The following is a 23,931-nucleotide window of genomic DNA, read 5'->3' as shown; positions in this document are numbered from 1 at the left end:
GTTCGGGAGTGATCTCGCGGTCCCACTGCCGGGCCACGCTGTCCGGATCTCGTCCGGCCATGATCTCGCGCACCATGGCGTCATCCCAGACGCCGTGCAGGTTGAGCGGGTAGTCCAGGGCCGTGGAATCGTCCGCGGTGAAATGCTCCCCCCGGAAAGATCGAACGGGAAGGAAGTTGGCGCCGGCGTCGTTATACCGATACGCGCAATGCAGAGGCTGGTGCACGTCGCCGACGAAGTGGACCAGGAAGCACAACGCGGCTTGCCGCCGGTCGCGGGGCAGGTCCGGCCGGCCCAGTTCCTCGTGCCAGCGCCGGATCTGGCTGACGATATCCTGTCCGTCCTCCGGCAGGCGAAGGGCCTCGACGGGGTCGAAGACGTTGAAGTCCACGTAGTGCCAGCGGCTGTTCTTGGGGTACAGCTTCTCGTATTCCCTGTCGCCCCGGATGATATCCGGCCAGCAGGCCACCTCGTAATCGCCGAGCTGCTGCCGGCCCAGGATGGCGCGCACCTGCTCCCGGGCGCGCGGGGTCAGGCGGCGAACGGCGATGTCCGCCACGATCGTGTGTCCCTCCGGGCTCCACGCCGTTGCGGCTTGAAGCAGGACGGTCAAGACCATCCCGGCGGCTGACGCCCGTGATATGCGCCCGCGGTTCATGATGAGGTCATCGGGTATTCGAACCACCACTATACAGCATTTTTCAGCCACCGTTGAAAAACCTTCCGCGCGGGGGCGTTTCTGTGCTTTAGTGCCGGGCGTGAACTGGAAGGACTTCTTCGACCGGCTGGGCATGGACGGCACGCGCTGGCAGTGGCGGATCCTGCGCTGGCAGCAGCGGAGGGAAGAGCGCCGCGCGGAACGCGCCGCGCCCGAAAACCGCGCGGCTTCCCGGTACAAGTTCTGCGAAACCTGCGGGGCGATCCTCGTCCGTGACGAGAAGGTCTGCCCCCGTTGCCAGGCCCCCGCACCGGGCTGGCGGTCGCAGTACATCAAGCGCCGCCTGGCCCTCGTCCTGCCGTCGTGGGTGCCCGTCACGGGCATGCTGCTCGCGGCCAACGGGCTGGTGATGCTGGCGGCGATCCTGTTCTTCGGGTTCGGCGCGCTCTTCAATCCCGGGACGCGGATGCTGGTCGAGATGGGCGCGCTGGTCCCGGCCCTGTTCCGGGAAGGCGAGGGCTGGCGGCTGATCACGTACGGCTACCTGCACATCGGCCTGATGCACATCGCGTTCAACATGATCGCCCTCTCGCAGGTCGGCCCGGTGCTGGAGGAGCAGGTCGGCCGGGCGCGCTTCTTCGTGGTCTATACCCTTTCGCTGATCGGCGGCGGACTGGCGGACGTCCTGTTCCGCGCCCCGGTCTCGATCGTCGCCGGCGCCTCGGGCGCGCTCTTCGGGCTGATCGGGTTCGGCATGAGCTATGCCCATTTCTACGGCGGCTTCGCCGGCCGGATGCAACGCGATTTCTTCCTCCGTTGGGCGGCGTACGGCTTCCTGTTCGGCCTCGTGGTCCGCGCCGACAACATCGCGCACGCCGGCGGCCTGGCGGTCGGCGCGCTGCTCGGCTTCCTGGTCGAGCGAGAACGGGCCCGCCGCGAGCGGCTCGATCCGCTCTGGAACGCCCTGGCCGGCCTCTGTGCCGCCGCGACCCTCGGCGCGTTCGTGTGGATGATCGCCGCGGCAAGGTAGGGCACGCGGTCCCGCGCGCCGCCAAGCGGCCTCCTGGCTCCTCCCCGAACACTGAACACCGAACACTGAAACCTCTTGATTCCCGGCCCCGAACCGTATTTACTTTGCCCGCCCGGATAGGCCGGGACCGGAACGCCGGCGCGAAAACCGAGCGGGGAGGAAGGACACCATGGCGGAAATGGACTATGGGCTGACGGAACAGCAGCTTGAGATTCGCAACATCATGCGCGAGTTCTCGGAGGAGCGGGTGAAACCCGTTCGGGCCGAACTGGATGAGAAGGAAATCTTCCCGCGCGAGCTGCTCAACGAGCTGGGCAAGATGGACCTGATGGGCCTCTACATTCCCGAGGAATACGGCGGGTTCGGCGCGGAGAGCATGCTGGATTTCGTCATCGCCATCGAGGAGTTGAGCCGCGTCTGTATCGGTGTGTCCGTCTCCTACGCCGCGAACGCCCTCGGCGCGGACCCGATCATCATCGGCGGCTCGGACGAGCAGAAGAAAAAATACCTGCCCCCGCTGGCCAAGGGCGAGAAGCTGGCCGCCTTCGCCCTGACCGAGCCCAACGCCGGCAGCGACGCCGGCGGCATCCAGACGACGGCCGTGAAGAAGGGCGACAAGTATATCCTCAACGGCACCAAGCAGTGGATCACCAACGGCGGCGAGGCGGACACCTACACGGTGATGGCCATCACGGACCGCAGCAAGGGCGCGCGCGGCGCGTCGTTCTTCATCCTCGAGAAGGGCATGCCGGGCTTCGTCTTCGGCAAGAAGGAAAACAAGCTGGGCATCCACGCGTCGGCGACGCGGGAGCTGATCTTCGAGGACTGCGAGGTGCCGGCGGCGAACCTCATCGGCCGCGAGGGCATGGGCTTCATCATCGCCATGAAGACCTTCGACGTGTCGCGGCCGGGCATCGCCGCGCAGGGCGTGGGCCTGGCGCAGGGCGCGCTGGACGAGGTGATCAACTACGCGCGCCAGCGCGTCCAGTTCGGCAAGCCCATCATCGCGAACCAGGGCTACCAGTGGACGCTGGCGGACCTGGCGACGAAGACCGAGGCCGCCCGCGCGCTGCTCTACGCCGTCTGCCGCACGGCGGACAAGAGCACCAAGGACATCTCGAAATACTCGGCCATGATCAAGCTCTTCGCGACGGACGTGGCCATGGACGTGACCACGTGGGCCGTCCAGCTCCTCGGCGGGTACGGCTACATGAAGGAATACCCCGTCGAGAAGATGATGCGGGACGCCAAGATCCTGCAGATCTACGAGGGGACCAACCAGGTCCAGCGCGACGTGATCGGCGCGGCGCTGATCAAGGAATACGCGTCCAGGAAGGCCTGATCAACGGGGCCGGTCGGCATCCGCGCAGGAGATCGTATGCACATCGTCGTTTGCATCAAGCAGGTCCCGGGCACCACGAAGGTGCAGATCAACCCGGAGACGAACACCCTGATCCGCGAGGGCGTCGAGGCGATCATCAATCCCTTCGACGAGAACGCCCTCGAGGCGGCCCTCGTCCTCAAGGAGACGAGCGGGGCGAAGGTCACGGTGCTCTGCATGGGCCCGCCGCAGGCCGACACGGCCCTGCGCGAGTCCATGGCCCGCGGCGCGGACGACATCGTCCTGCTCTGCGACCGCGCCTTCGCCGGCTCGGACACCTGGGCGACCTCCTACGCCCTGGCCCAGGGCATCCGCACGCTCGGCGCCGTGGACCTGGTCTTCTGCGGCAAGCAGGCGATCGACGGCGACACGGCGCAGGTCGGGCCGGGCGTCGCGGAGTTCCTCGGGTGGCCGGTGATCACCTACGTGCGCAAGCTGGAGGTCAAGGACGGCAAGGCCCTGATCGAGCGCACCTTCGAGGACGGCTACGAGAAGATCGAGGCCCCGCTGCCGTGCGTGCTGACCACCGTCAAGGAGATGAACGTCCCGCGAATGGCCTCGCTCAAGGGCCGCATGCGGGCGAAGAAGGCCGAGATCAAGGTGCTGACGGCGGAGGCCGTGCAGGCGGACCCGAAGGAGATCGGTCTGAAGGGCTCGCCGACGCGCGTGGTGAAGATCTTCACCCCGCCCAAGAAGAGTTCCGGCGTGCGGATCGACGGCACCGAGCCAAGCGTCGCCGCCCGGGAGATCGTCAGCCGCCTGAAGGAGCAGAAAGTCATTTAGCGGGGCCCGGGCCGAAGCGGCGGGCCGCCGCTAGTGCTCCCGCGACGGTTGTTCCATGGCGGGATAGGAGGCTGGGATTGCAGTACTACGCCCCCGCCGCCGCGGCCCTTGGCTTGAATCCCCGTGCCTCGAATCCCTGTAGAATGGCCTGGCGAATAAGGATGAGACAACGATGCCCACGCTGTTTCTTAGAAAAACGGAAGGCTCCTTCGAGAACATCCTGGTGCGGGATGGGCGGACCCGGGTGGCCGCGCACATTCAAATCCCGGTCGACGACCATTCCCGCCGCGTGGTGGTGGCCATGCCGGCCGGCAAGGCCGCCTTGTGCTTCGAGACCGCCCAGCCGGCGGGCTGGACCCTGGCGGAGGCTCCCGCCGCCTTCGCCGAAGCGGACGGTCAAAACGGCGTCTCGCTCGCCCTGGTCTCCGCATCGCCGGAACTTGCCATCCCGGTTGCGTCCATCCTCCTGCACCATACACTGATCGCGAGGTTCGGCGATGACCCCGATAATCGCAACGAGAACCGATTGAAGAATCTGATCCGGTCCGGCGGGATCAAGGAAATCGAACTTGCCCTGGGTATGTCTTTGCTGGACCTGGCTGATCGCGGGCGGATCATCGGCTCCGTCGCGGACGCTCCATCGAACCGGATTACCTTTACTCGCCGGGCCCTGGATGGGAAGCACCGTTACCGGCTGGAATTCACCGGCGGACAGGCCGTGGATGTCCGCCTGGTCGGCGACAGTCTTCGCGTTTCACGGAAGAATCCGTCCGACAACGCCCCGCTCCGCCTGGTCCTCCGCGCCTCAACCGACTTTGAACGGCTCACGCCCGTGTCATTCATCGAGCTGGTAAACGATCGCGGCCGGGCCCTGGCGGAGAAAGACCCGCATTTTGCCGAGGCGATCCGCCATTTTGAATTCCTGTCGTACCGGGAAAAGTTCCTCGCCGGCTCCTGGAATTTCCTGTCCTACTTTGGCCGCGATACGCTCATCTCGTTGCGCATCATGTGGCCGGTCCTGTCTCCGCTGGCCAGGCGTGTCGGCATCCAGAGCGTCGCGAACGCAATTTCGGAGGACGGCATCGTCAACGTGACGGATGAATGGACCGACGACCGGGCCGTCATGGATGCCATTGAGAGCTTCTTCCGTGAATACGACCGCGGCAACCTGGAGCGCGCCCGGCACATCATGCGGACCATCGTGGACGGAACCGTTCCGGAGCATCCCTTCCTGGATGTGCTGGACCAGACGTTCATGTTCCCGCCCGCGGCGGCTCACTGGTTCAGGGAACTCGGCGACGGGGATTTATCCCGGTGGCTACAGGAAAATCACCCGGTCCTGGGCCGGACGGAATCGAACCTGATCACGCTCCTGCGAAATGGGAACTACCTGCTGAAGGCCGCGGCGCCGTATATCGGGGCGTGGCAGGATCTGCGCGAGAGGCATCGCGATCTCGCTCCGGCACAGATCGTCGCGGCGCACCCGGACGAGTTCAAGGAGACCGGTGCAATGCTGGTGTCATCCATTGCCGGCGCCGCCAATTGGCGCGACACGTATAACCTCCCCTGGCATTTCCGGTCCGAGGACATCAACGTCAATCTCGTGCCCATGGCTGTGGACGCCACACGGGAGATGATCGCCCGAATCCGCGCCATGGGCCGTGGAGCAGATCTTCTGGATGCGGCGAAAACGCATGCCCTGGACGTCCTTCGCGAATACCTGGAAGAACCTGGCCGTTTCGTCGCCGCCAGGGAAGCGTGGAACTGGGACCGGATGCGGGAGCATTTCCTCGTCCGGCGCTCGGTGGATGAAGTTCGCCGGAACCTGGAGCGATATCTGGAAGGACTGGCGAACGGCGAAGTGACCTGGGGCGATCGGGACCGGGGCCTGCACGAACGGGAGGCCATGCTGCGCTGCAGGGAAAGCGGCGTCACCGTCGCCGATTTTCTCCGTAGCGATCGTGTGCCCGAAACCGTGAAGGAGGGCCTTGAGTTCACGGCCCTGCTTCTGGACCCCGCGGGCCAGCCGCTGCCGCTCATGCACTGCGACGACGTGTTTTTCCTGTTGTTCGGCAATCCCGCCGCAGAACAGGTCCGGAAGATCGTCCGGCCCCTCATGCTCTCCTATCCCTTCGGCCTAGGGTTCATGGAGGATGACAGCGGCATGGCCATCACCAACAATGTGTACGCCCCCAGGGACATCCCGGCCTTGCAGGATCCTTGCAAGAACGCTTGGGTCAAATTCGGGCCGGATGAATATCACGGACGCGGCGCCTGGCCCTGGACCCTGTTCGCCCTGATCCATGGCGTTCATAACCTGGTGTGGCAGGGCATCGATCCGAACGGAAACCTCCGGAACGGGCTAACGCCGGAGGATGTCGAACGGGTCCGGACCATCCTGCTGAAAACCAAAACCGCCCTGGTAAAACTGGGCCCGCTTGCCACGTCCGAAGTGTTCAAATACGCCCCCGCCAGGGCGGGCGAAGGAGTCTGGCAGGCGGAACCCATGGGGATATCCACGCCCATCCAGCTCTGGAGCGCGGCCCCCGCCAATATGCTCATTGACGAAGCGCTGGAGAGGATCAGCCTGGTCAGTCCCTGTCGCAGGTAGTTCCCGAGCCATGCAATCGAGCCCTAGGAGGAAGTAGGGGGTCAGAGGAAGTAGGGGGTCTGCTAGGAAGTAGGGGGGGAAGTAGGGGGTCAGAAGTAGGGGGTCAGGCCTTGATTAGTGATTAAAGGCTTGCGCGGCGAGTGGTGCTTGTTGTATTGCAAGGGCATGGCGCGAGCATTGCGGGTTCAGTTCGAAGGGGCGATCTACCACGTCACGGCGCGGGGGAACGAGCGCCGGGCGATCTTCCGCGGCGACCGCGATCACGAACGGTTTCTGGAGACGCTGGCCGAGCAGATCGAGGCGCACCATGTGCGGCTATACGCCTACGTGCTAATGACCAACCACTATCACCTGCTGGTCGAGACGCCACGGGCCAATCTGGCGGTTTTCATGCAGCAGTTCAATGGAGCGTACACGGTGTATTTCAATAGGAAGCACCGACGCAGCGGGCATCTTCTGGGCGGACGGTATAAAGCGAAACTGGTGGAGGGGGATGAGTATCTGCTTCGCCTGACGCGGTACGTGCATCTGAATCCGGTGAAGCTCGCCCGGCTGAAGAGTGCGACGCTGGAGGAGAAGACGAAGGCCTTGCGGGCGTATCGGTGGAGCAGCTACCGGGGGTATGCCGGGATGGAGCGGCGGGCGAAGTGGGTGGACTACGGGCCGCTAGGCGATTTGGTCGGACAGGGACGCGGAGGGCAAGCCGGGCACTATCGGGCGTATGTGGAATCAGGATTGGCGCAAGATGATGATGAACTGAAGGAGGCCCTGGAACAATCGAGCAAGGCGGTGGGAGGAGCAGCCTTCTGCCGGTGGGCGGAATCGCTGTATCGGGAATTGACAGAGAGACAGAAACAGCCGCTGGATGTGGCCATGCGGCGGGTGGAAACGCCAGTGACAGCAAATCAGGTCTTTAAGGTGGTATGCGCAGAGTACGCAGTGGATCAGGAGAGCCTGACCAAACGAAGGAGCGTCTCGGATGCCCGCGTGTTGGCGATGAAGCTAATGAAGGAGGAAGCGGGTTTGACGCAACGGGGTGTGGCGGTCCATCTGGGGTTGCTGGACGGATCAGGTATATCGCGCCGACTCTCGGAATTGACGGTTCGACTTGAGAAGGAGCGGAGGTTAAGGAAGAGATATGAGCGATTGCGGAAAAGGCTTGTTCTTAATCACTAATCAAGGCCTGACCCCTTCTATCCTTATAATCAAGGCCTGACCCCTTCTATCCTCTGACCCCTTCTATCTGCTTCTATCTCTGACCCCTTCTATGACCTTCTATGACCCGAGTTCGCGGGCCGGATCGTGCACGAACCATTATGGCCTGACCATGCCCGTCATTCCCAGGGTGAATCATCAGGCGGCCGTCCGCGCCTTGCAGAAGATCGGGTTCAAAACCATTCGGCAGGGCAAGCACATCGTGATGAGCAACGGGACGTGCATCGTCACCATCCCCCGCCACAATCCGATGCATGCCGTCACCATGGGCTACATCGCCAGGACCGCGGGTTGACGCCGGAACAGTTCAAGGCCTTGCTGTGAGGATTCCCCGGGGGATCTCGTTTCCGGCGGATGGACTCGACTTCCGGCTCCCGGCCTGATACATGGAAAGATCGAAACGGGCCGGGCCTCAAGGATAGGGACGGCGCCGGAATGCGATGGAGCACTACATATGGCGCTTGAAATCATCCAGGACAAATGCACGGGCTGCGGGATCTGCCTGAAGGCCTGCCCGTTCGGCGCGCTGACGCTGGAGATGCGGGACAAGCTCGGCCTGCCGCCGAGCAAGTTCAAACGCATCGTCAAGGTCGAGGTCTCCTGCACGCTGTGCGGGGCGTGCGTGCCGACGTGCAAGTTCGACGCCATGAAACTCGACAAGCCCGAGGCCGCCGCGCCGGCGGACCGGCCGCTCGACGCGTACAAGGGCATCTGGGTCTACGTCGAGCAGCGCGTCGGGCACATCGAGGGCGTGTCGTTCGAACTGCTGGCCAAGGGCCGCGAGCTCGCCGATCAGCGCAAGACCGAGCTGGTCGGCGTCCTGCTGGGCCACGACATGAAGGGCCAGGTCGACGGTCTGTTCGCGCGCGGCGCGGACAAGGTGATCCTGGCGGACCATCCCGCGCTGGCCGGTTTCGACTCGGACGCCTACGCGGACGTTTTCGCGGACCTGGTGAAGAAGCACAAGCCGGAGGTCGTCCTCGCCGGCGGCACGAGCATCGGCCGTACGTTCATCCCGCGCGTCGCGATCCGGGTGAAGACCGGGCTGACGGCGGACTGCACGGGCCTCGAGATCGACCCGAAGGATAACCTGTTGCTCCAGACCCGGCCGGCCTTCGGCGGCAACATCATGGCCACGATCATCTGCCCGAACCACCGGCCGCAGATGGCGACGGTGCGCCACAAGGTCTTCAAGGCCGGCGCCCCCGACCCGCAGCGGAAAGGCGCGCTGATCGAGGAGGTCATGGACATCAAGGCCGGCCGGTCGAAGGTCGTCGAGGTCATCCGCGAGATGACCAACGAGATCAACGTGGCCGAGGCGGACATCATCGTGTCCGGCGGCCGCGGGCTGGGCGGGCCGGATAACTTCAAGCTGCTCTTCGAGCTGGCGAAGGAACTGGGCGCGGCCGTCGGCGCGAGCCGCGGCGCGGTGGACGCGGGCTGGATCTCGTCGTTCCACCAGGTCGGCCAGACCGGCAAGACCGTGTGCCCGAAGCTCTACATCGCCTGCGGCATCTCCGGCGCGATCCAGCACCTGGTCGGCATGAGCTCTTCCGACACCATCGTGGCGATCAACAAGGATCCCAACGCGCCGATCTTCGACGTGGCCGACTACGCCATCGTCGGCGACCTGACGGAAGTGGTGCCGGCGATTACGAAGGTGCTTAAAGGAGAATGAACGGTGAATCGTAGGGGCGTCGATAGCGACGCCCGCGGGCGCCGGCGAGCGGCGCCCCTACCTGTTAAACTATGAACATCCAAATCGAAGACATCGGTCCCTGCCGCAAGTCCGTCCGCGTCGAAGTGCCCGCGGAACAGGTCAACGCCACGTATGAAGAGGTGCTCGGCGAGTTCGCCCGCGAGGCGAAGATTCCCGGCTTCCGGCCCGGCCGCGCGCCGCGCGAGGTCGTCGGCAAGCGGTTCGCGCAGGACATTCAAAAAGAGGTTAAGGACCGCCTGGTGCCCGAAGGCTACCGCGAGGCCGTGAAGCAGCACAGCCTGCACGTGGTCGAGGTCCTGGCCGTGGAGGACGTCTCGTACGTCGCCGGGGCGCCGATGACCTTCAAGATGACCCTCGACGTATCGCCGGACTTCGCGCTGCCGGTCTACAAGGAAATCCCGCTCCAGAAGAAGAAGCAGGATGTCACCGACGCCGCCGTGGACGAGGTGGTGAAGGACATCCTCGACCGCGCGGCGACGTGGGAGGAAGTGACCGGCCGCGCGGTGCAGACGGGCGACCTGGCGATGACGGACTACGAGGGCGTGGCCGACGGCAAGCCGGTCGCGGAGCTGGCGCCGAAGATGGAGATGCTGGGCAAGGTCACGGACCAGCTGATCCCGGCCCAGCCGGAGTCGATCATCCCGGGCCTCGGCACGGCGCTGGTCGGGATGTCCGCCGGCGAGCGCAAGCAACTGGCCGTCGACTTCCCCGCGGACTACTTCGAGAAGGCGCTGGCGGGCAGGAAGGCCGACTACTTCATCACCGTCAAGGGCGTGCGCGAGAAGAAGCTGCCCGCGATGGACGCGGAGTTTTTCAAGAAGATGGGCATGGAGTCCGAGGCGGCGCTGCGGGACCAGATCCGCAAGGACCTGGCCGCCGCGCAGGGGCAGCAGGAGCACGCGCGGCTGCGCGGGGAGATCGTGAAGTACCTGCTGGAGAAGACCGCGCTGGACCTGCCCGCCTCCGTGGTGGACCGGGAAACGCGCGATGCCGTCTACGACATCGTGGCGTCCAGCCGCGCCCGCGGCGTGCCGCAGGAGACCATCGAGGAGAAGAAGGACGAGGTCTTCCAGACCGCGGCCCGGACCGCGCAGGACCGCGTGAAGCTGCGCTACATCCTCCACCGGATCGCCGATCAGGAGAAGGTCGAGGCCACCGAGGAGGACCTCGCCGGCCGCCTGGCCGAGTTGGCCCGGCGCTATCGCTCGACGCCGGAGGCGATCCGGGCCGAACTGGAAAAGAAGGACAGCCTGGGCGATATTCGCTTCGAAGTGCGGCTTAACAAGGTGCTGGATTTCCTGCTGGCGCAGGCGCAGGTGAAAGAGGAATAGTATCTATGGTTGGTAGGGCGCGTCGGCCCGGCGCGCCGCGGCGGCCTGGGCCAGGCTGCCCTACCGGGGCCCGGGGCGCGGAACGGGGAGGCATTATGACCGAGCGAGCGCAGGTTCTCATTCCGATGGTGGTCGAGCAGACGGGGCGCGGCGAGCGCGCGTACGACATCTTCTCGCGCCTCCTGAAGGACCGGATCATCTTCATCGGCACGGCGATCAGCGACGAGATCAGCAACCTGGTGATCGCGCAGATGCTGTTCCTCCAGAGCGAGGACGCCGAGAAGGACATCAACCTCTACATCAATTCGCCGGGCGGCTCGGTGACGGCGGGCCTGGCCCTGTACGACACGATGCAGTTTCTCAAGTGCCCGGTGACCACCTATTGCGTCGGGCAGGCGGCGAGCATGGCGGCGGTCCTGCTGGCGGCGGGTTCGGCGGGCCGGCGGTTCGCCCTGCCGAACGCGCGGATCATGATCCACCAGCCGTGGGGCGGGGTGGAGGGGCAGGCGTCGGACATCAGCATCCAGGCCAAGGAGATCCTGCGGCTGCGCGACCGGCTCAACGAGATTCTTTCGCGCCACACGGGCAAATCGCTCGAAGTGATCTCGAAGGACACGGACCGCGATTTCTTCATGGCCGCCGAGGAGGCGAAGGCCTACGGGCTGGTCGACGAGGTCGTCACGGGGAAGAAGGGCGCCGCGAAAGGGGGGTGAGCCATGGCCGCGAAGCCGGAAAACAAGCGCTGTTCGTTCTGCGGCCGCCCGGCTTCCGAGGTGCGGCAGCTCATCGCCGGGCCGCAGGTCCATATCTGCGACCAGTGCGTGCAGCTTTGCCACTCGATGATCGAGCGGGGGCCCGCGAAGGAGCCGGCCAAGCCCGCGAGGGCGGGCTTCAAGGTCCCGCGCCCGCACGAGATCAAGGCCGCGTTGGACGAATACGTGGTCGGCCAGGAGCACGCCAAGAAGGTGCTCTCCGTGGCCGTCCACAACCACTACAAGCGCCTGCGGGACGTCCGCGAGGACTGGGCCGCCCCCGAACACGCGGACGTGGAGCTGGAGAAGAGCAACATCCTGCTCATCGGGCCGACGGGCTCCGGCAAGACCCTGCTGGCCAAGACGCTGGCCCGCCTGCTGGACGTGCCGTTCAGCATCTCCGACGCCACGACGCTGACCGAGGCCGGCTACGTCGGCGAGGACGTCGAGAATGTCCTGCTGCGGCTCATCCAGGCGGCGGACCAGAACATCGAGCGCGCCAGCATGGGCATCGTGTACATCGACGAGATCGACAAGATCGCGCGCCGCATGGAGAACGTGTCCATCACCCGCGACGTGTCCGGCGAGGGCGTGCAGCAGGCCTTGCTCAAGATCCTGGAAGGGACCGTGGCCAACGTGCCGCCGCAGGGCGGACGGAAGCACCCGCAGCAGGAATACATCAAGATCAACACCGAGCACATCCTCTTTATCTGCGGGGGGGCGTTCGTCGGGCTGGAGGAGATCGTGCGGCGCCGGGTGGGGAAGGGTGCGATCGGGTTCGGCGCGCCCGCGACGGCGTCCGCCGGGCGCGGCGCGCTGCTCCGGCACGTGGAGCCGGAGGACCTGGTGCATTTCGGCCTGATCCCCGAGTTCGTCGGGCGCCTGCCGGTGGTCTCCGCGCTCAAGCCGCTGACGGAGGACGACCTGGTGCGGATCCTCACCGAGCCGCGCAACGCCATGGTGCGGCAGTACATGAAGCTCATGGCCATGGAGGGCGTGGAACTGACGTTCAGCGACGCGGCCCTGCGCGAGCTGGCCCGCCGCGCGAGCGCCCGCGGGATGGGCGCCCGCGGCCTGCGCGCCCTGCTCGAGCGCGTCATGCTCGACGCGATGTACGAGATCCCGCAGAAGCCGGGCGCACGGCGGCTGCGGATCACGCGGTCCTTCGTGGCCGCGAGGCTGTCCGTGGAGGAGACCCCGCCGGCGGCCCCGGCGGCCGATCCGGACAAGGAAGAGCAGACCGCTTGAGGCGGGCGTGAAGAGAAGGCCGTCCATCCCGGCACGGGGCCTGGCGCGGATCGCGGGCGCTCTGCTGGTCCTGGCGGCCGCGACCGCCTCCTCCCGCGAAATCCCCGTGACGATCCTGCACACGACCGATGTGCACGGATTCATCGAGTCCACCCGCGATTACGAAGGCCGCGACAACGTCGGCGGCCTCCTGCGCTGCGCGACCCTGATTCGTAACATCCGGGCCGAGACGCCCGGCGCGCTCCTCGTGGATTGCGGCGACCTCTGGATCGGCAGCCCGGAAAGTTTCGTCACGAAGGCGGCGATCGTCCGCCAGGCTGTCGCCTGGCTGCGCTACGACGCCTGGGTGGTCGGCAACCACGATTTCGATTGGGGGTTGGCGTCCTTCCAGAAGATCCTCGAATCGGCCCCGAGCCCGGCGCTGGGCGCCAACATCCGGTCGCGTCCGGGCGTCCCGAATCCCGCGGGCGCGGTCCATCCCTACCTGATCCGCGAGGTGGACGGCATCCGGGTGGCCTTCGTGGGGCTGACGACGCCGGGCATCCCCGGCTGGTTCCTTCCCGAGTTCCTCGGTCCCCTGGAGTTCGAGCGGTCCGTCCCCGCGCTCCGGCGGCTGTTGCCGGAGATCCGCGAGGCCGGGGTCGAGATCCTCATCCTGCTGCTGCACCAGGGCGTGCGCCCGTTTGCCGACGACGAGGCCAACGAACTGGAAGCCATCGCCGCGGCGTTCCCGGAGTTCGATATGATCCTCGGCGGGCACACGCACCAGGTCGTGCCGGGCATCCGGATCCGCGACGTGTGGTACGCGCAGGCGGGCTATTATGCCACCGGCCTGGGCCGCGTGGACCTCGTGTACGACACCGTGCGAGGGGCCGTCGTCCGCGTCGAGTCGAAGCTGCTCCCCGTCGGGCCCGACGTCGAGCCCTGCGCCGAGCTGCAGGCCGAGGTGCAGGCCGGCCTGGATCGGACCGCCGCGCAGCGGGGCAAGGTCGTCGGGCGCTCCGCGCGCGACCTGGTGGCCTCCGTGAAGCCGCCGGGCCAGTCGCCGGTCCAGCAATTGCTCGCGCGGGCGATCGCGGAGGAGTCCGGGGCGGAGATCGTGCTCCACGGCATCCTTGAGGAGGGAACCCTCCCGGCGGGCCCGATCACGGGCGGCGACCTGTGGCGCCTGGTCCCGTACGAGAACCGTGTCGGCCTGCTTTCCCTGACCGCCGCGGAACTCAAGGCCGTGCTCGAAGAGAACGCGCAGCATCTCGGCACCACCCAGTTCCAGGGCATATTCGGGCTATCCTATGACCTCGATCCCGCCGCCCCGCCGGGCCGGCAGGTGCGCCACGTGCGGCTCCCGGACGGGAGCAAGCTGCACGGGCGGAAGCGGTATCGCGTCGCGATCAACAGCTACGTGCTCGCCTCCGGCGGCCGGCGCTACCCGCTGGTGCGCCGCCTGGTCTCGAAGAGCAACACCCGCTTCGAGCTGACCGACATCGACAGCCGCGCAGCGGTCGCCCGCTACCTGCGCAAGCACCGGCCGCTCGACCTCGGACCCGGCGAGGAAATACGGCTGCTGTCCAGCCCGCGCGCGGCGCCGGCCGAGACGAAGAGGCCGTGAAGGGCTCGTATTCCATCGGGCGCCTCCTGGGCGTGGAGATCCGTATTCACTGGACGTTCTTCCTGCTCGCGGGCTGGTTCGCCTGGTGGGGGAACGACGGCAGCGGATGGCGGTCCAGCCTCTGGGCGCTGGCGCTGCTCGCCGGCCTGTTCGCGTGCGTCATTCTCCACGAGCTGGGCCACAGCCTGGTCGCGATCCGCTTCGGCGGCCAGGTGCAGGCGATCACGCTGCTGCCGATCGGCGGCGTGGCGCTCATGCGGAGGATCCCCGAGCGCCCCCTGCACGAGTTCCTCGTCGCCCTCGCGGGGCCGGCCGTGAACGGGGTGATCTTCCTGGGCCTGGCCCTGCTGCGCGGCGGGTTCCCGTCCTGGACGGAGGCGCCCGCGGAGCTCGGCGCGCGGGAATGGCTGGATATCCTGATGCGGGCGAACGTGGTCATGGCCCTGTTCAACCTGGTCCCGGCCTTCCCGATGGACGGCGGCCGGGTCCTGCGCAGCGCCTTGGCCTGGAAGCTGCCCCGCGACCGCGCGACGCGCTGGGCGGCCGTCGTGGGGCAGGTGTTCGCGGTCGCCTTCATCGCCCTGGGCCTGTACCTGAATCCCTTCCTCGCCGTCATCGGCGTGTTCATTTTCCTGGGGGCCGGCCGCGAAGAACACACCGTGCGCGTCCGCGCCGCGCTCCGGGACGCGCGCGTCCGGGACGCCATGCTTGCCGATTCCGTGGTGCTCCATCCGGACGAACCGTTGCGCCGATGCCGGGAGCTGGCCCTGCATCGCCGGCAGGAGGATTTCGCGGTCGAGGCGGACGGGCGGCTGGTGGGCCTGCTGGCGCGCGGGGATTGGATGGCCGCGATCCGCGACCTGGGCGACGAGGCGCCGGTCGGCGCCGCCGTCCGCCGGCATTTCCTGGCCCTCCACCCCGACGCCCCGCTGGCGCGCGTCTACGGGGAACTCGGCCGGATGCGCCAGCCGCTGTTTCCCGTGATCGAAAATGGCCGGCTCGCCGGCCTGCTGGCCGCGGCGGATATCGAGCGGTTCCTCGCCCTGCGCGAGGTGCGCTACCGGCCCGCGGGCTTGCCCGCCGACCGAATGCGCTTCACGATTGACCTGGGCTGATCCCGTCTTCGTTCGCGATGACCTGCCGCAGCCATTCCAGCAGGGCCTCGCGGTCCGGGAAGCGGTTCTCCAGTTGCGCCTCGTAGGCCTTCCGGTGCCAGTAGCCGACCCGCGGCCCCTGCGGGACGCCGAGCGCGAGGATGTCGCCGCCGCGAACCCACGGCGGGGGCAGGACCGGTTCGTTTTTCAACTCCTCCATGAACCGCCGCATGAAGTCGTAGTTGCTCAAGTCGCTATGGCTGGCCAGGCAGTCCAGCCGGTGCAGTTCGAGTTCCATAGGGAAGGTCGGCGCGCCGGCCATCTGCCGCAGCTTGGAGCGGCGCATCCGCGGGACGTTGATGAAATGCATGTGGTTCGCCACGCCCCGCCGGACGGCCTCCACGAGATCGTTCGGCATCTTGAGCCGCCGAAGAATCTGCTCGGCGAGGTCCGCCCCGACGCTGTCGTGCTCGTTGAACCGGAGGCGGGTGGACCCGTCCGCCTCGATCGTCGGCGTCGCGGTGAGCGGCTTGCCGATGTCGTGGAGCAGGACCGACCACGCCAGTTCCGGCGTGGTGTCCCTCATCGCGTCCAGCATCATGACCGTGTGCGTGAACACGTCGCCCTCCGGGTGGAACGCCGGCGGCTGCTCCTGGCCGACGAGCCGCTCGACTTCCGGGAGCACGACGGCGAGCAGGCCGAGGTCGCGCAGGAGGGCCAGACCCCGGCCCGCGCGCGGGGACTCGACCAGGAGCCGCGTCAGCTCCTGCTGGACGCGCTCCGCGCTGACGTCCGCCAGGAGCGGCGCCAGCCGGCGGACGGCCTCCGCGGTCGCGGGCTCGATGTCGAACTCCAGCACCGAGGCGAACCGGGCCGCGCGCAGCAGCCGGAGGTGGTCCTCGCGGAACCGCGCCTCCGGGTCGCCGATCGCCCGGATGAGGCGCCGCCGCAGGTCGTCCTGCCCGCCGACGTAGTCGAGCACGCGGTCCGCGATCGGGTCATAGAAGAGTCCGTTGATGGTGAAGTCGCGGCGCTTGGCGTCCTCCTCCGCGTCGCAGAAGGCCACGCCTTCGGGGTGCCGCCCGTCGCGGTAGGGGAGGTCGTGCCGGAACGTGGCCACCTCGAACGCGAGCCCGTCCCGGAGGACCTGGATCACGCCGAAGGCCTTGCCGATCTCTAGGGTCTTCGGGAAGAGCCCCTGGACCTGCTCGGGCCGCGCGCTGGTGGCGACGTCCACGTCCTTGGCGGGGCGGCCCATCAGCCGGTCGCGGACGCAGCCGCCGGCCCAGTACGCGGAGAATCCGGCGTCGCGGAGGATACGGACGATCTCGCGCGCCGTTTCCTGCAGACGGCTGGCGCCGGGCGAATTCATGGCGGATCCGGGCGGCCGGTTCAACCCCGGGTGGTCGTGCCGGCGGAGGTGCCGCGCCGCGTGTCGGCCTGGATCTTGATCTGGCGGGTCGTGCCCAGGCGCTGCTCGCAGTAGCGCACGAACTCGGCGCGGTCCCTCGGCGAGATCAGCAGGGGCTCGGCCTTCTCGGAGATCTGCAGGCGGACCAGCGATTTCGCCGAGGTGGCCAGGCAGTAGCCCGAGGACAGGAAGCCCGCGCCCTGCACGGCGTCCACGGAATGGATGGTCTCGAAGGGGATCGGCATGGCGTACACCCAGCCCTCGATCAGGATGCCGCTGGGGCAGGCGCGGTAGACGCGCGGCGGGTAGATCAGCGGCCGGAGGTAGACCGCCAGTTCCCAGAAGGTGCGGTCGAACACGGTGGGCGTGGAGACATCCCAGTCCACGTGCTTGAAGTTCAGCATGTAGCGGGCCATGCGGATGCGGGCCACCATGAAGGTGATGACCAGCACGCCCAGGATCCAAAGAACGATCTCCAGCGGCGCGCCGCTGACGATGGGGGTGGCGGTCGGCGAACCCTTGGCGAGGGTATAGAGGCGGTAGTAGGTGATCAGCGAGAACACCAGCGGCGAGAACAGGTGCGTGAACGGCGTGGACATGTAGTCGATGCTGGAACTCGCGATCACGAGGTGGGCCAGGTAGATGCCGACGATGATCACGGCCCAGATGAAGTCCTGCAGGTCGCTCCAACTGCCGCGCTGCGAGGCCTGGGCCTGCTCCGCCTGCGCCAGCAGGGAAAGTTGGGCGGAGGAGGGGGCCTGCGCCTGTAGATAATAGGGCACCACGATGGCCGTGATTACGAAAACCAAGGCCAGCAGTTCCATTTCCCAAGGCCATCCCGGCGGGCCCCAGCGCGTCCTTTTCTTCACGTGTTCACCCTCAAGGATCCTGCTAAGCGCGTTAATCCACGCGCACTATAGGAATGCGTCGTACAATGCGCAAGAAGGATAATTGGACCCAAATCGCTTTTTTTGGGCGCTTCGTGGCCCCTCGCAAGTGTAACATAATGAGTCACGGCCGTGAGATGATTTGTTAGGTGGCAGGCGCGGCCGCGACGGGCGGGACGGGTCGAGTCCTTGAAACCCGGCGCCAATGCCGTATGCTTCCGCCAACACGGAAGGAGACCTCATGAAGATCGGAATCGCAGCAAGGGTGTGCGCCGGGATCGTGCTCGTGGCCTTGTCGGGTTGCAAGCCGCCCGGACGCGAGGAAGCCGTGCAGCCCGAGATCCTGCCCGCGGGCCCGGCCGCTTCGGCGTTTTCCATCCCTTCGCTCAAGACCCCCGGCGAGACGATCGATTTGAACGCCTTCCGTGGCCAGGTCGTGCTGCTGGATTTCTGGGCCACCTGGTGCCCGCCCTGCCGCTCCGAATTACCCGACCTGGGCCGCCTGTACGAGGATCTCAAGGACCAGGGCTTCGTGCTCGTCGGCATGACCGTGGACCAGGAATCGGCCGAGCGCGTCGCGCAAGCCGTGGCGAAATTTTCGATCCCGTATCCCGTCGGCCTGGCCGGCCCCGATACCCAGGCGGCTTACGGCGGCATCCGCGCCGTGCCCACGAAGTTCCTGCTCGACGCCCAGGGCAAGGTCCGTCAGCGCTACGAGGGCGTGGTTCCGGACGCGCAGTTGCGGGCGGATATCGCCGCGCTGCTGGCCGAGGCGAAAGCGCCGGCGCCATAGGAGGGCGCCATGCATCGCCTCCTTCTCCTGGTCCTGGCCGGCGGGTGGTCCGTCCTGCCGGCGCTCGCCGCGGCAGAAAGCCCCTTCGAGGTGAGCGCGCGGTTCGAGGAGCACGACGGCCGGCCCGGCGTGCGCGTGAGTTTCTCCCAGCCGCCGGACCACTACCTCTATGCGGATTCCATCCGCGTGAGCGCGCCGCCCGGCGTCGAATGGATCCCGGTCGAGCCGCCGCTCCCGGTCCGCAAGCTGGACAAGCACAGCGGCGAGGAGATGGATGTTTTCGACCGCCCCCATGAGCGGTTGTATATCCTGCCTTCCCCGGTTCCGTCGCTGGAGATCGAGGTCGCCTTCCAGGGATGCGACCCGGCGGTGTGCTATTTCCCGGAAAAACGGATGCTCAAGGTGGAGTCCGCGCGCGAGGCCGCGGCGACGCCGGTCTCCGCCGAGGTCGCGGATCCCGCCGCGGTTCCGGCCGACTGGTCCGCCGCACTCGATCGATTTAAAACGGCGGGGACGGCCGCCGGATACCTTAAGCCGGAGGCGTTCCTGGCCTTCCTGGACCAGGCGGATCGCGGCGCGGGCTCCGGTTCGGACGACCTGGCCCGCTGGAAAAAGCTGGGCTGGTTCGCCACCCTGGCGCTGATCCTCGCGGGGGGGCTGGCCCTCAACCTGACTCCCTGTGTGCTGCCGATGATCCCGGTCAACCTGGCCATCATCGGCGCGGGGGCGCAGGCGGGTTCGCGCGGGCGCGGGTTCGCGCTCGGCGGGGTCTACGGCCTGGGCATGGCCTTGGCCTACGGCGTCCTGGGGTTGGCGGTCGTGCTCACCGGCGCGCGGTTCGGCGCGCTCAACGCGTCGCCGTGGTTCAACGCGGCGATCGCGGCGCTCTTCGTCGTGCTGGCCCTGGCCATGTTCGACGTCATCCAAATCGACTTGAGCCGGTTCCAGGGCGGAGCGTCCGGGAAGAAGGGGAGCTTTGCGGCCGCCCTGGTCATGGGCGTCGTGGCCGCGCTGCTGGCGGGCGCCTGCGTCGCGCCGGTGCTGATCTCCGTGCTGCTGCTCGCGGGCGACCTGTACGCGCGGGGGCATGTCGTGGGCCTGCTGCTGCCCTTTGTCCTTGGCCTGGGCATGGCCTTGCCCTGGCCGCTGGCCGGCGCGGGCCTGTCGTTCCTGCCCAAGCCCGGCCGCTGGATGAACGCCGTGAAAGGCGTCTTCGGCGTGCTCATCCTTCTCCTCGCGCTCTACTACGCGCACACCGCCTATCGCCTATTCCGGCCGCCCGCGGCCCCCGCGCCGGCGGAAACCGCCGCCGCCCACGTGCGCGCCGTGGATTCGGCCGAAGGCCTCGCCGCCGCGCTGAACGAAGCCGCGGAATCCGGCCGGCCCGTGTTCCTCGATTTCTGGGCGACGTGGTGCAAGAACTGCCTCGCCATGGAAAAAACCACGTTCAAGGATCCCGCCGTGGCCGCACGCCTGGCGGACTATCTCGTGGTGAAGTACCAGGCCGAACTGCCGTCGGATCCGCCGGCCTCCGATATCCTGGACCGCTTCGGTGCCATGGGTCTTCCGACGTACGCGGTCTTGAAACCCGTGCCCGGATCGCGCTAAAAGCGGGGCGGACGACACCGAAAGGAGAGCTGTATGCCGGACCATTTTTTCCGATCCGTGTTTCAGAACCCGGACCATGTAGCGGCGCGGACGGACGCGGGGGCCGCCCGCGACCGGGTCGAAATCCAGGCGCTCCGGGCCGAGGTCGAGCGATTGCTGATGATCACGGAGGCGCTGTGGGGCCTCCTCGCGGAAAGGTTCGACCTCCCCGAGGAGGAACTGCTGCGGCGCATTCACGAGATCGACCGGCGCGACGGCAAGCTGGACGGCCGCGTCGCCCCCGAGCCGCCCTCGCTCTGCCCGAAGTGCAGCCGCCCGATGGAAAAGCGCCGGCCCTACTGCATGTACTGCGGCCAGCCCGTCGCGCGCGACCCGTTCGAGCGCTGAATCAGCCCAGCAGCTTCGCCAGCGCCGCGCGGCCGGTCATGCCGGCCTCGATCCCCCTGGCTTTTGCGAAGGCGTTGGCCTCGCGCACTTCGCCCTCGAGCAGGTCCTCGATCGTGGCGACGACCTTGCCGGCCGCGCCCTTCATGCGGGCGGCCGGATACTGGAACCGCTCCAGCACGGTGACGTCGAATGCCCCGCAGCCGATCATCCCGTTCGGCGTGGTCACCCAGACCAGGTTGACCGGCCCGATCGGCGAGACGTGGCCCTCCGCCCGGCCCTGCTCCAGCGAAACCGTTTCCTGTCGGATCATGCGACCCTCCCGTTTCCGTTTACGGCGACGGTACCACGTTTTTCCAATGATTGGAAAACCCGGCGAATCTTTTTTCCAAACATTGGAAAAAGGGGTATATCACGGGCATGGAGCCGGGCTTTTCAGAGCGCTTGCGCGCGGTCATGGAAAGGATCGCGGCCGCCTGCGCGCGCGTAGGCCGCGACCCGGCCGGGGTGCGGCTGATCGCCGTGTCCAAGACGCATGGACCCGACCGCATCCGCGAGGCCGTGGAGTGCGGCCTCACGGTTTTCGGCGAGAGCAAGGTGCAGGAGGCGCAAGCGAAAATCCCGCAGTGCCCGGGCCAACTGTCGTGGCACTTGGTCGGCCATCTCCAGCGCAACAAGGCCGGCGCGGCGGCCCAGCTCTTCGACTACATTCATTCCGTGGATTCCGTGCGCCTGCTGGAGGCCATCGACCGCGCGAGCGCCGAGGCGGGCAAGATCATGCCCGTGCTCCTCGAGGTCAACGTGTCCGGCGAGCGCTCGAAGTTCGGCCTGTCGCCCGGGGAGGTCCCCGCCGTGCTGGCGCGCGCGAACGAGCTCGACCACGTGGAGGTCCGCGGCCTGATGACCATGCCGCCGTTCACCGAGGACCCGGCGGAGGCCCGCCCGTGGTTCCGGCGGCTGCGGGAACTGCGCGACGGCTGGCGCGGGGAGACGGGCTTCGCGCTGGAGGAATTGTCCATGGGCATGACCCACGACCTGGAGATCGCCATCGAAGAGGGCGCGACCTGGGTGCGCGTGGGGACGGCCCTTTTCGGGGAAAGGGAGCGTCCATGAGCGGCTCGAAACTCGGCATCCGGAAAATGGTCTTCGTCGGCGCGGGCAACATGGCCGAGGCCCTCGTGAAGGGCATCCTGGCCGGCGGCCTGTGCCCGCCCGACCGGCTCGTCGTGACGGACGTGCGCGCGGAGCGGCGGGACTATTTCGAGAAACAGTTCGGCGTGCGCGGCCTGGAATCCAATCGCGAGGCCGCGCGCGAGGCGGACGTGATCGTCCTGGCCGTCAAGCCGCAGACCATGGGCGAGGTGCTCAAGGAACTACGCGGCGCGATCCCGGCGTCGGTCCTGGTCATCACCATCGCTGCGGGCATCCCGACCTCCCGATTCGAGGAAGGATTGGGGGAGGGCACGCGGGTGGTCCGCGTGATGCCCAACACGCCCTCCCTCGTGCGGGCCGGCGCCTCGGCCCTGTGCGGCGGGCGCTGGGCGACGGAACAGGACCTGAAGCTGGCCGGCGCGCTGATGGAAGCCGTGGGCCTGGCGGTGCGCGTGAGCGAGCGCGACATGGACTCGGTGACCGCGGTCAGCGGCAGCGGCCCGGCCTACGTGTTCTTCCTCGCGGAGGCGATGCTGCAGGCCGCGGACCGGTTCGGGCTCGCGCCCGATACGGCGCGCGACCTGGTCGCGGCCACCCTGGAGGGCTCCGCGCGGCTGATGAAGGAAACCGGCCTGCCGCCCGCCGAGTTGCGGGCGCGGGTGACCTCGAAGGGCGGCACCACCGAGGCGGCGCTGAACGTTCTCCGGGAGAAGGGCGTGCTGGACGCCTGGATCGAAGCCATGCAGGCCGCGCGCCGGCGCGCGGCGGAACTGTCGAAGACCTGACGGAGCCCTCATGAGCCGCAGCAAGGATCCCGCCTATCGCATTACCGAGGAGCGCCGCCCAGGCTCGTCCGGGCGCCTGGCCCATGTCCTGGGCGTCGCGATCTGCCTGGCCGGCATCGTGTACCTCGGCCTGTTCATCGCCAGCCGGACGCGGGGATTCCGCGTCGCGGTGGAGGAACGCCTGGAACGGGCCCTGGGCCTGCCCGTCTCGCTCAAGCGGGTGGAGGCCACCGCTGCGCTGAACCTGCGGCTGGAAGGCTTGTCCACCCGCGACAGCGAGAAGAACGGCCAGCCCGGCCTCCGCGCCCGCGAGGTGCTTCTGCTCTGGTCGTTCTCCGACCTGGTCCGGCCGGGGCCCTTGTTCCGAAAAGTGACCGTACGCGGCGGGGCGATCTCCTTCGCGCCGGGCCTGTCCGGACGCTGGGAACCTGCCGCCCTCGAACGGCTGGGCGCGCAGGTCGCGCAGTGGGGCGGGTTCGAGCTACCCGAGCCGGAGCCCGCCTCGCCGCCGCCGGGGTCCGGCGAGAAGAAGGAAGAAGCGGAGCCCGCGGCGGGAGACGCGCCGCGGGACGGCATGGAATGGCTGGAGCAGGTGGCGTTGGAGGTTCGGGACGGGCGCATCGCGTGGTGGGACGCGGAGGGCCAGGAGCGGGCCGCGGCGGATGGCATCGATCTCGCCGTGACCCCGGTGCGGCTGCCCAATCGCCGCATGACGCACGTCCACCTGAACATCGACAAGGGTCGCGTCGGCGATCGCGAGGTGCAGGAATTTGTTTTTGAACTGGTCCGGACCGACGAGCAGGACATTGTCCTTGGCCTTTCCGGCGCTTGGCGGCCGGTCGCCGGGGAGGAGTCGTCCGAGCCCCCGGGCGAGATGCCCGGGCCACGGGAAGAATCAAAGTGACACGGCCGTCCCGGCCGTGGATTCCGGGTCAGGACGCGGCCCGGCGCATGAAGAAGTTGGTGCGCTTCTCGATACCGATCGTCGTGGCGGGGCCGTGCCCGGGATAAACCCGGGTTTCATCCGGCAGTTCCGCCAGCCGCTTGACCGAGCGGGCCATCGCGCGGGCGTCGCCGCCGGGCAGGTCCGTGCGGCCCACCGTTCCCTGGAACAGCGTGTCACCCGCGAACAGGACCCCGTCCGCGGCCAGATGAAAGCAGATCCCGCCCGGCGTGTGGCCGGGCGTTTCGATCACCCGGTAGGAGAAGGGCCCCTCGGTCCGCCAGTCGCCCTCGCCCACGAGGATAGGCGGTGCCGGGGGCGCCGCCGGGGCCGCGTAGCAGGGCGGCAGTTCGTTGATGGACGTGAAGGCCCATCGCGCGTCGGGCTCGCTCATTACGACGGGGGCGGGAAAGTCCCGGCACAACTCGGTGAGCGCGCTGACGTGGTCCACGTGGCTGTGCGTCAGGAGGTAGGCGATCGGCCGGAGGCGCCGGCGGAGGATGGCGTCGCGGATCAGCGCGGCGTCGGCCCCGGGA

General features: G+C 67.5%; 22 protein-coding genes and 1 pseudogene. 18 read left to right on the top strand and 5 right to left on the bottom strand.

Features of this window, described 5'->3' with window-relative positions; translation table 11 throughout:
* Positions 1–613, bottom strand: a 613-nt coding sequence (locus tag KA248_14500; protein MBP7831117.1) for a S1/P1 nuclease, incomplete at its 3' end; no start/stop codon positions are given.
* Between the two features lie 145 nt (positions 614–758).
* Here KA248_14500 and KA248_14495 point away from each other — a divergent pair.
* The 12 genes and pseudogenes from KA248_14495 to KA248_14440 all read left to right on the top strand — a co-directional run bounded on the left by KA248_14495 (position 759) and on the right by KA248_14440 (position 15,453).
* On the top strand, positions 759–1,688 hold the full coding sequence (locus tag KA248_14495) for a rhomboid family intramembrane serine protease (GenBank protein MBP7831116.1): 930 nt from the start codon (positions 759–761) through the stop codon (positions 1,686–1,688).
* A 178-nt stretch (positions 1,689–1,866) separates the two neighbouring features.
* On the top strand, positions 1,867–3,030 hold the full coding sequence (locus KA248_14490; protein MBP7831115.1) for an acyl-CoA dehydrogenase family protein: 1,164 nt from the start codon (positions 1,867–1,869) through the stop codon (positions 3,028–3,030).
* A 36-nt stretch (positions 3,031–3,066) separates the two neighbouring features.
* Positions 3,067–3,852, top strand: a complete 786-nt coding sequence (locus tag KA248_14485; protein ID MBP7831114.1) for an electron transfer flavoprotein subunit beta/FixA family protein — start codon at positions 3,067–3,069, stop codon at positions 3,850–3,852.
* A 172-nt stretch (positions 3,853–4,024) separates the two neighbouring features.
* Positions 4,025–6,463, top strand: a complete 2,439-nt coding sequence (locus KA248_14480) for a hypothetical protein (protein MBP7831113.1) — start codon at positions 4,025–4,027, stop codon at positions 6,461–6,463.
* 165 nt (positions 6,464–6,628) lie between these two features.
* The gene (locus tag KA248_14475) at positions 6,629–7,639 is read left to right on the top strand and encodes a transposase (protein ID MBP7831112.1); all 1,011 of its coding nucleotides are present in this window, start codon (positions 6,629–6,631) and stop codon (positions 7,637–7,639) included.
* A 151-nt stretch (positions 7,640–7,790) separates the two neighbouring features.
* Positions 7,791–8,002: pseudogene (locus KA248_14470) on the top strand (type II toxin-antitoxin system HicA family toxin).
* 130 nt (positions 8,003–8,132) lie between these two features.
* Positions 8,133–9,356, top strand: a complete 1,224-nt coding sequence (locus KA248_14465) for an electron transfer flavoprotein subunit alpha (protein MBP7831111.1) — start codon at positions 8,133–8,135, stop codon at positions 9,354–9,356.
* A gap of 71 nt (positions 9,357–9,427) precedes the next feature.
* On the top strand, positions 9,428–10,729 hold the full coding sequence (tig, locus tag KA248_14460; GenBank protein ID MBP7831110.1) for a trigger factor: 1,302 nt from the start codon (positions 9,428–9,430) through the stop codon (positions 10,727–10,729).
* A 95-nt stretch (positions 10,730–10,824) separates the two neighbouring features.
* Complete coding sequence (gene clpP, locus KA248_14455) at positions 10,825–11,442, top strand: ATP-dependent Clp endopeptidase proteolytic subunit ClpP (GenBank protein MBP7831109.1); 618 nt, start codon at positions 10,825–10,827, stop codon at positions 11,440–11,442.
* A gap of 3 nt (positions 11,443–11,445) precedes the next feature.
* The gene (gene clpX / locus KA248_14450; GenBank protein ID MBP7831108.1) at positions 11,446–12,729 is read left to right on the top strand and encodes an ATP-dependent Clp protease ATP-binding subunit ClpX; all 1,284 of its coding nucleotides are present in this window, start codon (positions 11,446–11,448) and stop codon (positions 12,727–12,729) included.
* Positions 12,730–12,736: 7 nt separating this feature from the next.
* Positions 12,737–14,338, top strand: coding sequence for a bifunctional metallophosphatase/5'-nucleotidase (locus KA248_14445; GenBank protein ID MBP7831107.1), 1,602 nt, complete (start codon positions 12,737–12,739; stop codon positions 14,336–14,338).
* Positions 14,335–15,453, top strand: coding sequence for a site-2 protease family protein (locus KA248_14440; protein MBP7831106.1), 1,119 nt, complete (start codon positions 14,335–14,337; stop codon positions 15,451–15,453). The genes KA248_14445 and KA248_14440 overlap by 4 nt, the downstream gene beginning before the upstream one ends.
* Here the strand turns inward: KA248_14440 and KA248_14435 are convergent.
* Both KA248_14435 and KA248_14430 read right to left on the bottom strand, forming a co-directional pair.
* Positions 15,434–16,804 (bottom strand): CCA tRNA nucleotidyltransferase, encoded by a 1,371-nt coding sequence (locus KA248_14435; protein ID MBP7831105.1) that lies wholly within the window; start codon positions 16,802–16,804, stop codon positions 15,434–15,436. The two genes, KA248_14440 and KA248_14435, sit on opposite strands and share 20 nt — an antisense overlap.
* 20 nt (positions 16,805–16,824) lie before the next feature.
* Positions 16,825–17,712 carry a hypothetical protein gene (locus KA248_14430; protein ID MBP7831104.1) on the bottom strand — a complete coding sequence of 296 codons (888 nt, stop codon included), beginning with the start codon at positions 17,710–17,712 and terminating at the stop codon, positions 16,825–16,827.
* A gap of 259 nt (positions 17,713–17,971) precedes the next feature.
* Here KA248_14430 and KA248_14425 point away from each other — a divergent pair, with 259 nt between their 5' ends.
* Genes KA248_14425 through KA248_14415 form a run of 3 tightly spaced genes read left to right on the top strand, consistent with a single transcriptional unit; the run spans position 17,972 to position 20,518 of the window.
* Entirely contained in the window at positions 17,972–18,523 is a 552-nt protein-coding gene (locus KA248_14425) for a TlpA family protein disulfide reductase (protein ID MBP7831103.1), read from the top strand.
* Between the two features lie 9 nt (positions 18,524–18,532).
* Positions 18,533–20,131: a thioredoxin family protein gene (locus KA248_14420; GenBank protein MBP7831102.1), complete on the top strand. Its 1,599-nt coding sequence runs from the start codon at positions 18,533–18,535 to the stop codon at positions 20,129–20,131.
* Between the two features lie 33 nt (positions 20,132–20,164).
* Positions 20,165–20,518 (top strand): hypothetical protein, encoded by a 354-nt coding sequence (locus KA248_14415; GenBank protein ID MBP7831101.1) that lies wholly within the window; start codon positions 20,165–20,167, stop codon positions 20,516–20,518.
* Between the two features lies 1 nt (position 20,519).
* Here the strand turns inward: KA248_14415 and KA248_14410 are convergent, their stop codons facing one another.
* Positions 20,520–20,828 (bottom strand): YunC family protein, encoded by a 309-nt coding sequence (locus tag KA248_14410; protein MBP7831100.1) that lies wholly within the window; start codon positions 20,826–20,828, stop codon positions 20,520–20,522.
* 107 nt (positions 20,829–20,935) lie between these two features.
* Here KA248_14410 and KA248_14405 point away from each other — a divergent pair, with 107 nt between their 5' ends.
* Genes KA248_14405 through KA248_14395 form a run of 3 tightly spaced genes read left to right on the top strand, consistent with a single transcriptional unit; the run spans position 20,936 to position 23,356 of the window.
* Positions 20,936–21,628 carry a YggS family pyridoxal phosphate-dependent enzyme gene (locus KA248_14405; protein ID MBP7831099.1) on the top strand — a complete coding sequence of 231 codons (693 nt, stop codon included), beginning with the start codon at positions 20,936–20,938 and terminating at the stop codon, positions 21,626–21,628.
* Positions 21,625–22,452, top strand: coding sequence for a pyrroline-5-carboxylate reductase (locus KA248_14400; protein MBP7831098.1), 828 nt, complete (start codon positions 21,625–21,627; stop codon positions 22,450–22,452). The genes KA248_14405 and KA248_14400 overlap by 4 nt, the downstream gene beginning before the upstream one ends.
* Positions 22,453–22,462: 10 nt before the next feature.
* Positions 22,463–23,356, top strand: a complete 894-nt coding sequence (locus KA248_14395) for a hypothetical protein (protein MBP7831097.1) — start codon at positions 22,463–22,465, stop codon at positions 23,354–23,356.
* Between the two features lie 28 nt (positions 23,357–23,384).
* Here KA248_14395 and KA248_14390 read toward each other — a convergent pair.
* Positions 23,385–23,931: MBL fold metallo-hydrolase (locus KA248_14390; GenBank protein ID MBP7831096.1), on the bottom strand; the 547-nt coding region annotated here is incomplete at its 5' end.

Source organism: Kiritimatiellia bacterium (genome assembly GCA_018001225.1).
Classification (GTDB): Bacteria; Verrucomicrobiota; Kiritimatiellia; order CAIQIC01; family JAGNIJ01; genus JAGNIJ01.
Note: the sequence above shows the minus strand (reverse complement) of the source record. Positions and strands in the feature narration are given on the sequence as shown.

What these genes read in the sequence shown, in the direction of transcription:
- KA248_14490 (MBP7831115.1), top strand. Translation starts at nt 1,867, where the DNA reads ATGGACTATGGGCTGACGGAACAGCAGCTTGAGATTCGCAACATCATG.
- KA248_14485 (MBP7831114.1), top strand. Translation starts at nt 3,067, where the DNA reads ATGCACATCGTCGTTTGCATCAAGCAGGTCCCGGGCACCACGAAGGTG.
- KA248_14480 (MBP7831113.1), top strand. Translation starts at nt 4,025, where the DNA reads ATGCCCACGCTGTTTCTTAGAAAAACGGAAGGCTCCTTCGAGAACATC.
- KA248_14475 (MBP7831112.1), top strand. Translation starts at nt 6,629, where the DNA reads ATGGCGCGAGCATTGCGGGTTCAGTTCGAAGGGGCGATCTACCACGTC.
- KA248_14465 (MBP7831111.1), top strand. Translation starts at nt 8,133, where the DNA reads ATGGCGCTTGAAATCATCCAGGACAAATGCACGGGCTGCGGGATCTGC.
- tig (MBP7831110.1), top strand. Translation starts at nt 9,428, where the DNA reads ATGAACATCCAAATCGAAGACATCGGTCCCTGCCGCAAGTCCGTCCGC.
- clpP (MBP7831109.1), top strand. Translation starts at nt 10,825, where the DNA reads ATGACCGAGCGAGCGCAGGTTCTCATTCCGATGGTGGTCGAGCAGACG.
- clpX (MBP7831108.1), top strand. Translation starts at nt 11,446, where the DNA reads ATGGCCGCGAAGCCGGAAAACAAGCGCTGTTCGTTCTGCGGCCGCCCG.
- KA248_14435 (MBP7831105.1), bottom strand. Translation starts at nt 16,804, where the DNA reads ATGAATTCGCCCGGCGCCAGCCGTCTGCAGGAAACGGCGCGCGAGATC.
- KA248_14425 (MBP7831103.1), top strand. Translation starts at nt 17,972, where the DNA reads ATGAAGATCGGAATCGCAGCAAGGGTGTGCGCCGGGATCGTGCTCGTG.
- KA248_14420 (MBP7831102.1), top strand. Translation starts at nt 18,533, where the DNA reads ATGCATCGCCTCCTTCTCCTGGTCCTGGCCGGCGGGTGGTCCGTCCTG.
- KA248_14415 (MBP7831101.1), top strand. Translation starts at nt 20,165, where the DNA reads ATGCCGGACCATTTTTTCCGATCCGTGTTTCAGAACCCGGACCATGTA.
- KA248_14410 (MBP7831100.1), bottom strand. Translation starts at nt 20,828, where the DNA reads ATGATCCGACAGGAAACGGTTTCGCTGGAGCAGGGCCGGGCGGAGGGC.
- KA248_14405 (MBP7831099.1), top strand. Translation starts at nt 20,936, where the DNA reads ATGGAGCCGGGCTTTTCAGAGCGCTTGCGCGCGGTCATGGAAAGGATC.
- KA248_14400 (MBP7831098.1), top strand. Translation starts at nt 21,625, where the DNA reads ATGAGCGGCTCGAAACTCGGCATCCGGAAAATGGTCTTCGTCGGCGCG.
- KA248_14395 (MBP7831097.1), top strand. Translation starts at nt 22,463, where the DNA reads ATGAGCCGCAGCAAGGATCCCGCCTATCGCATTACCGAGGAGCGCCGC.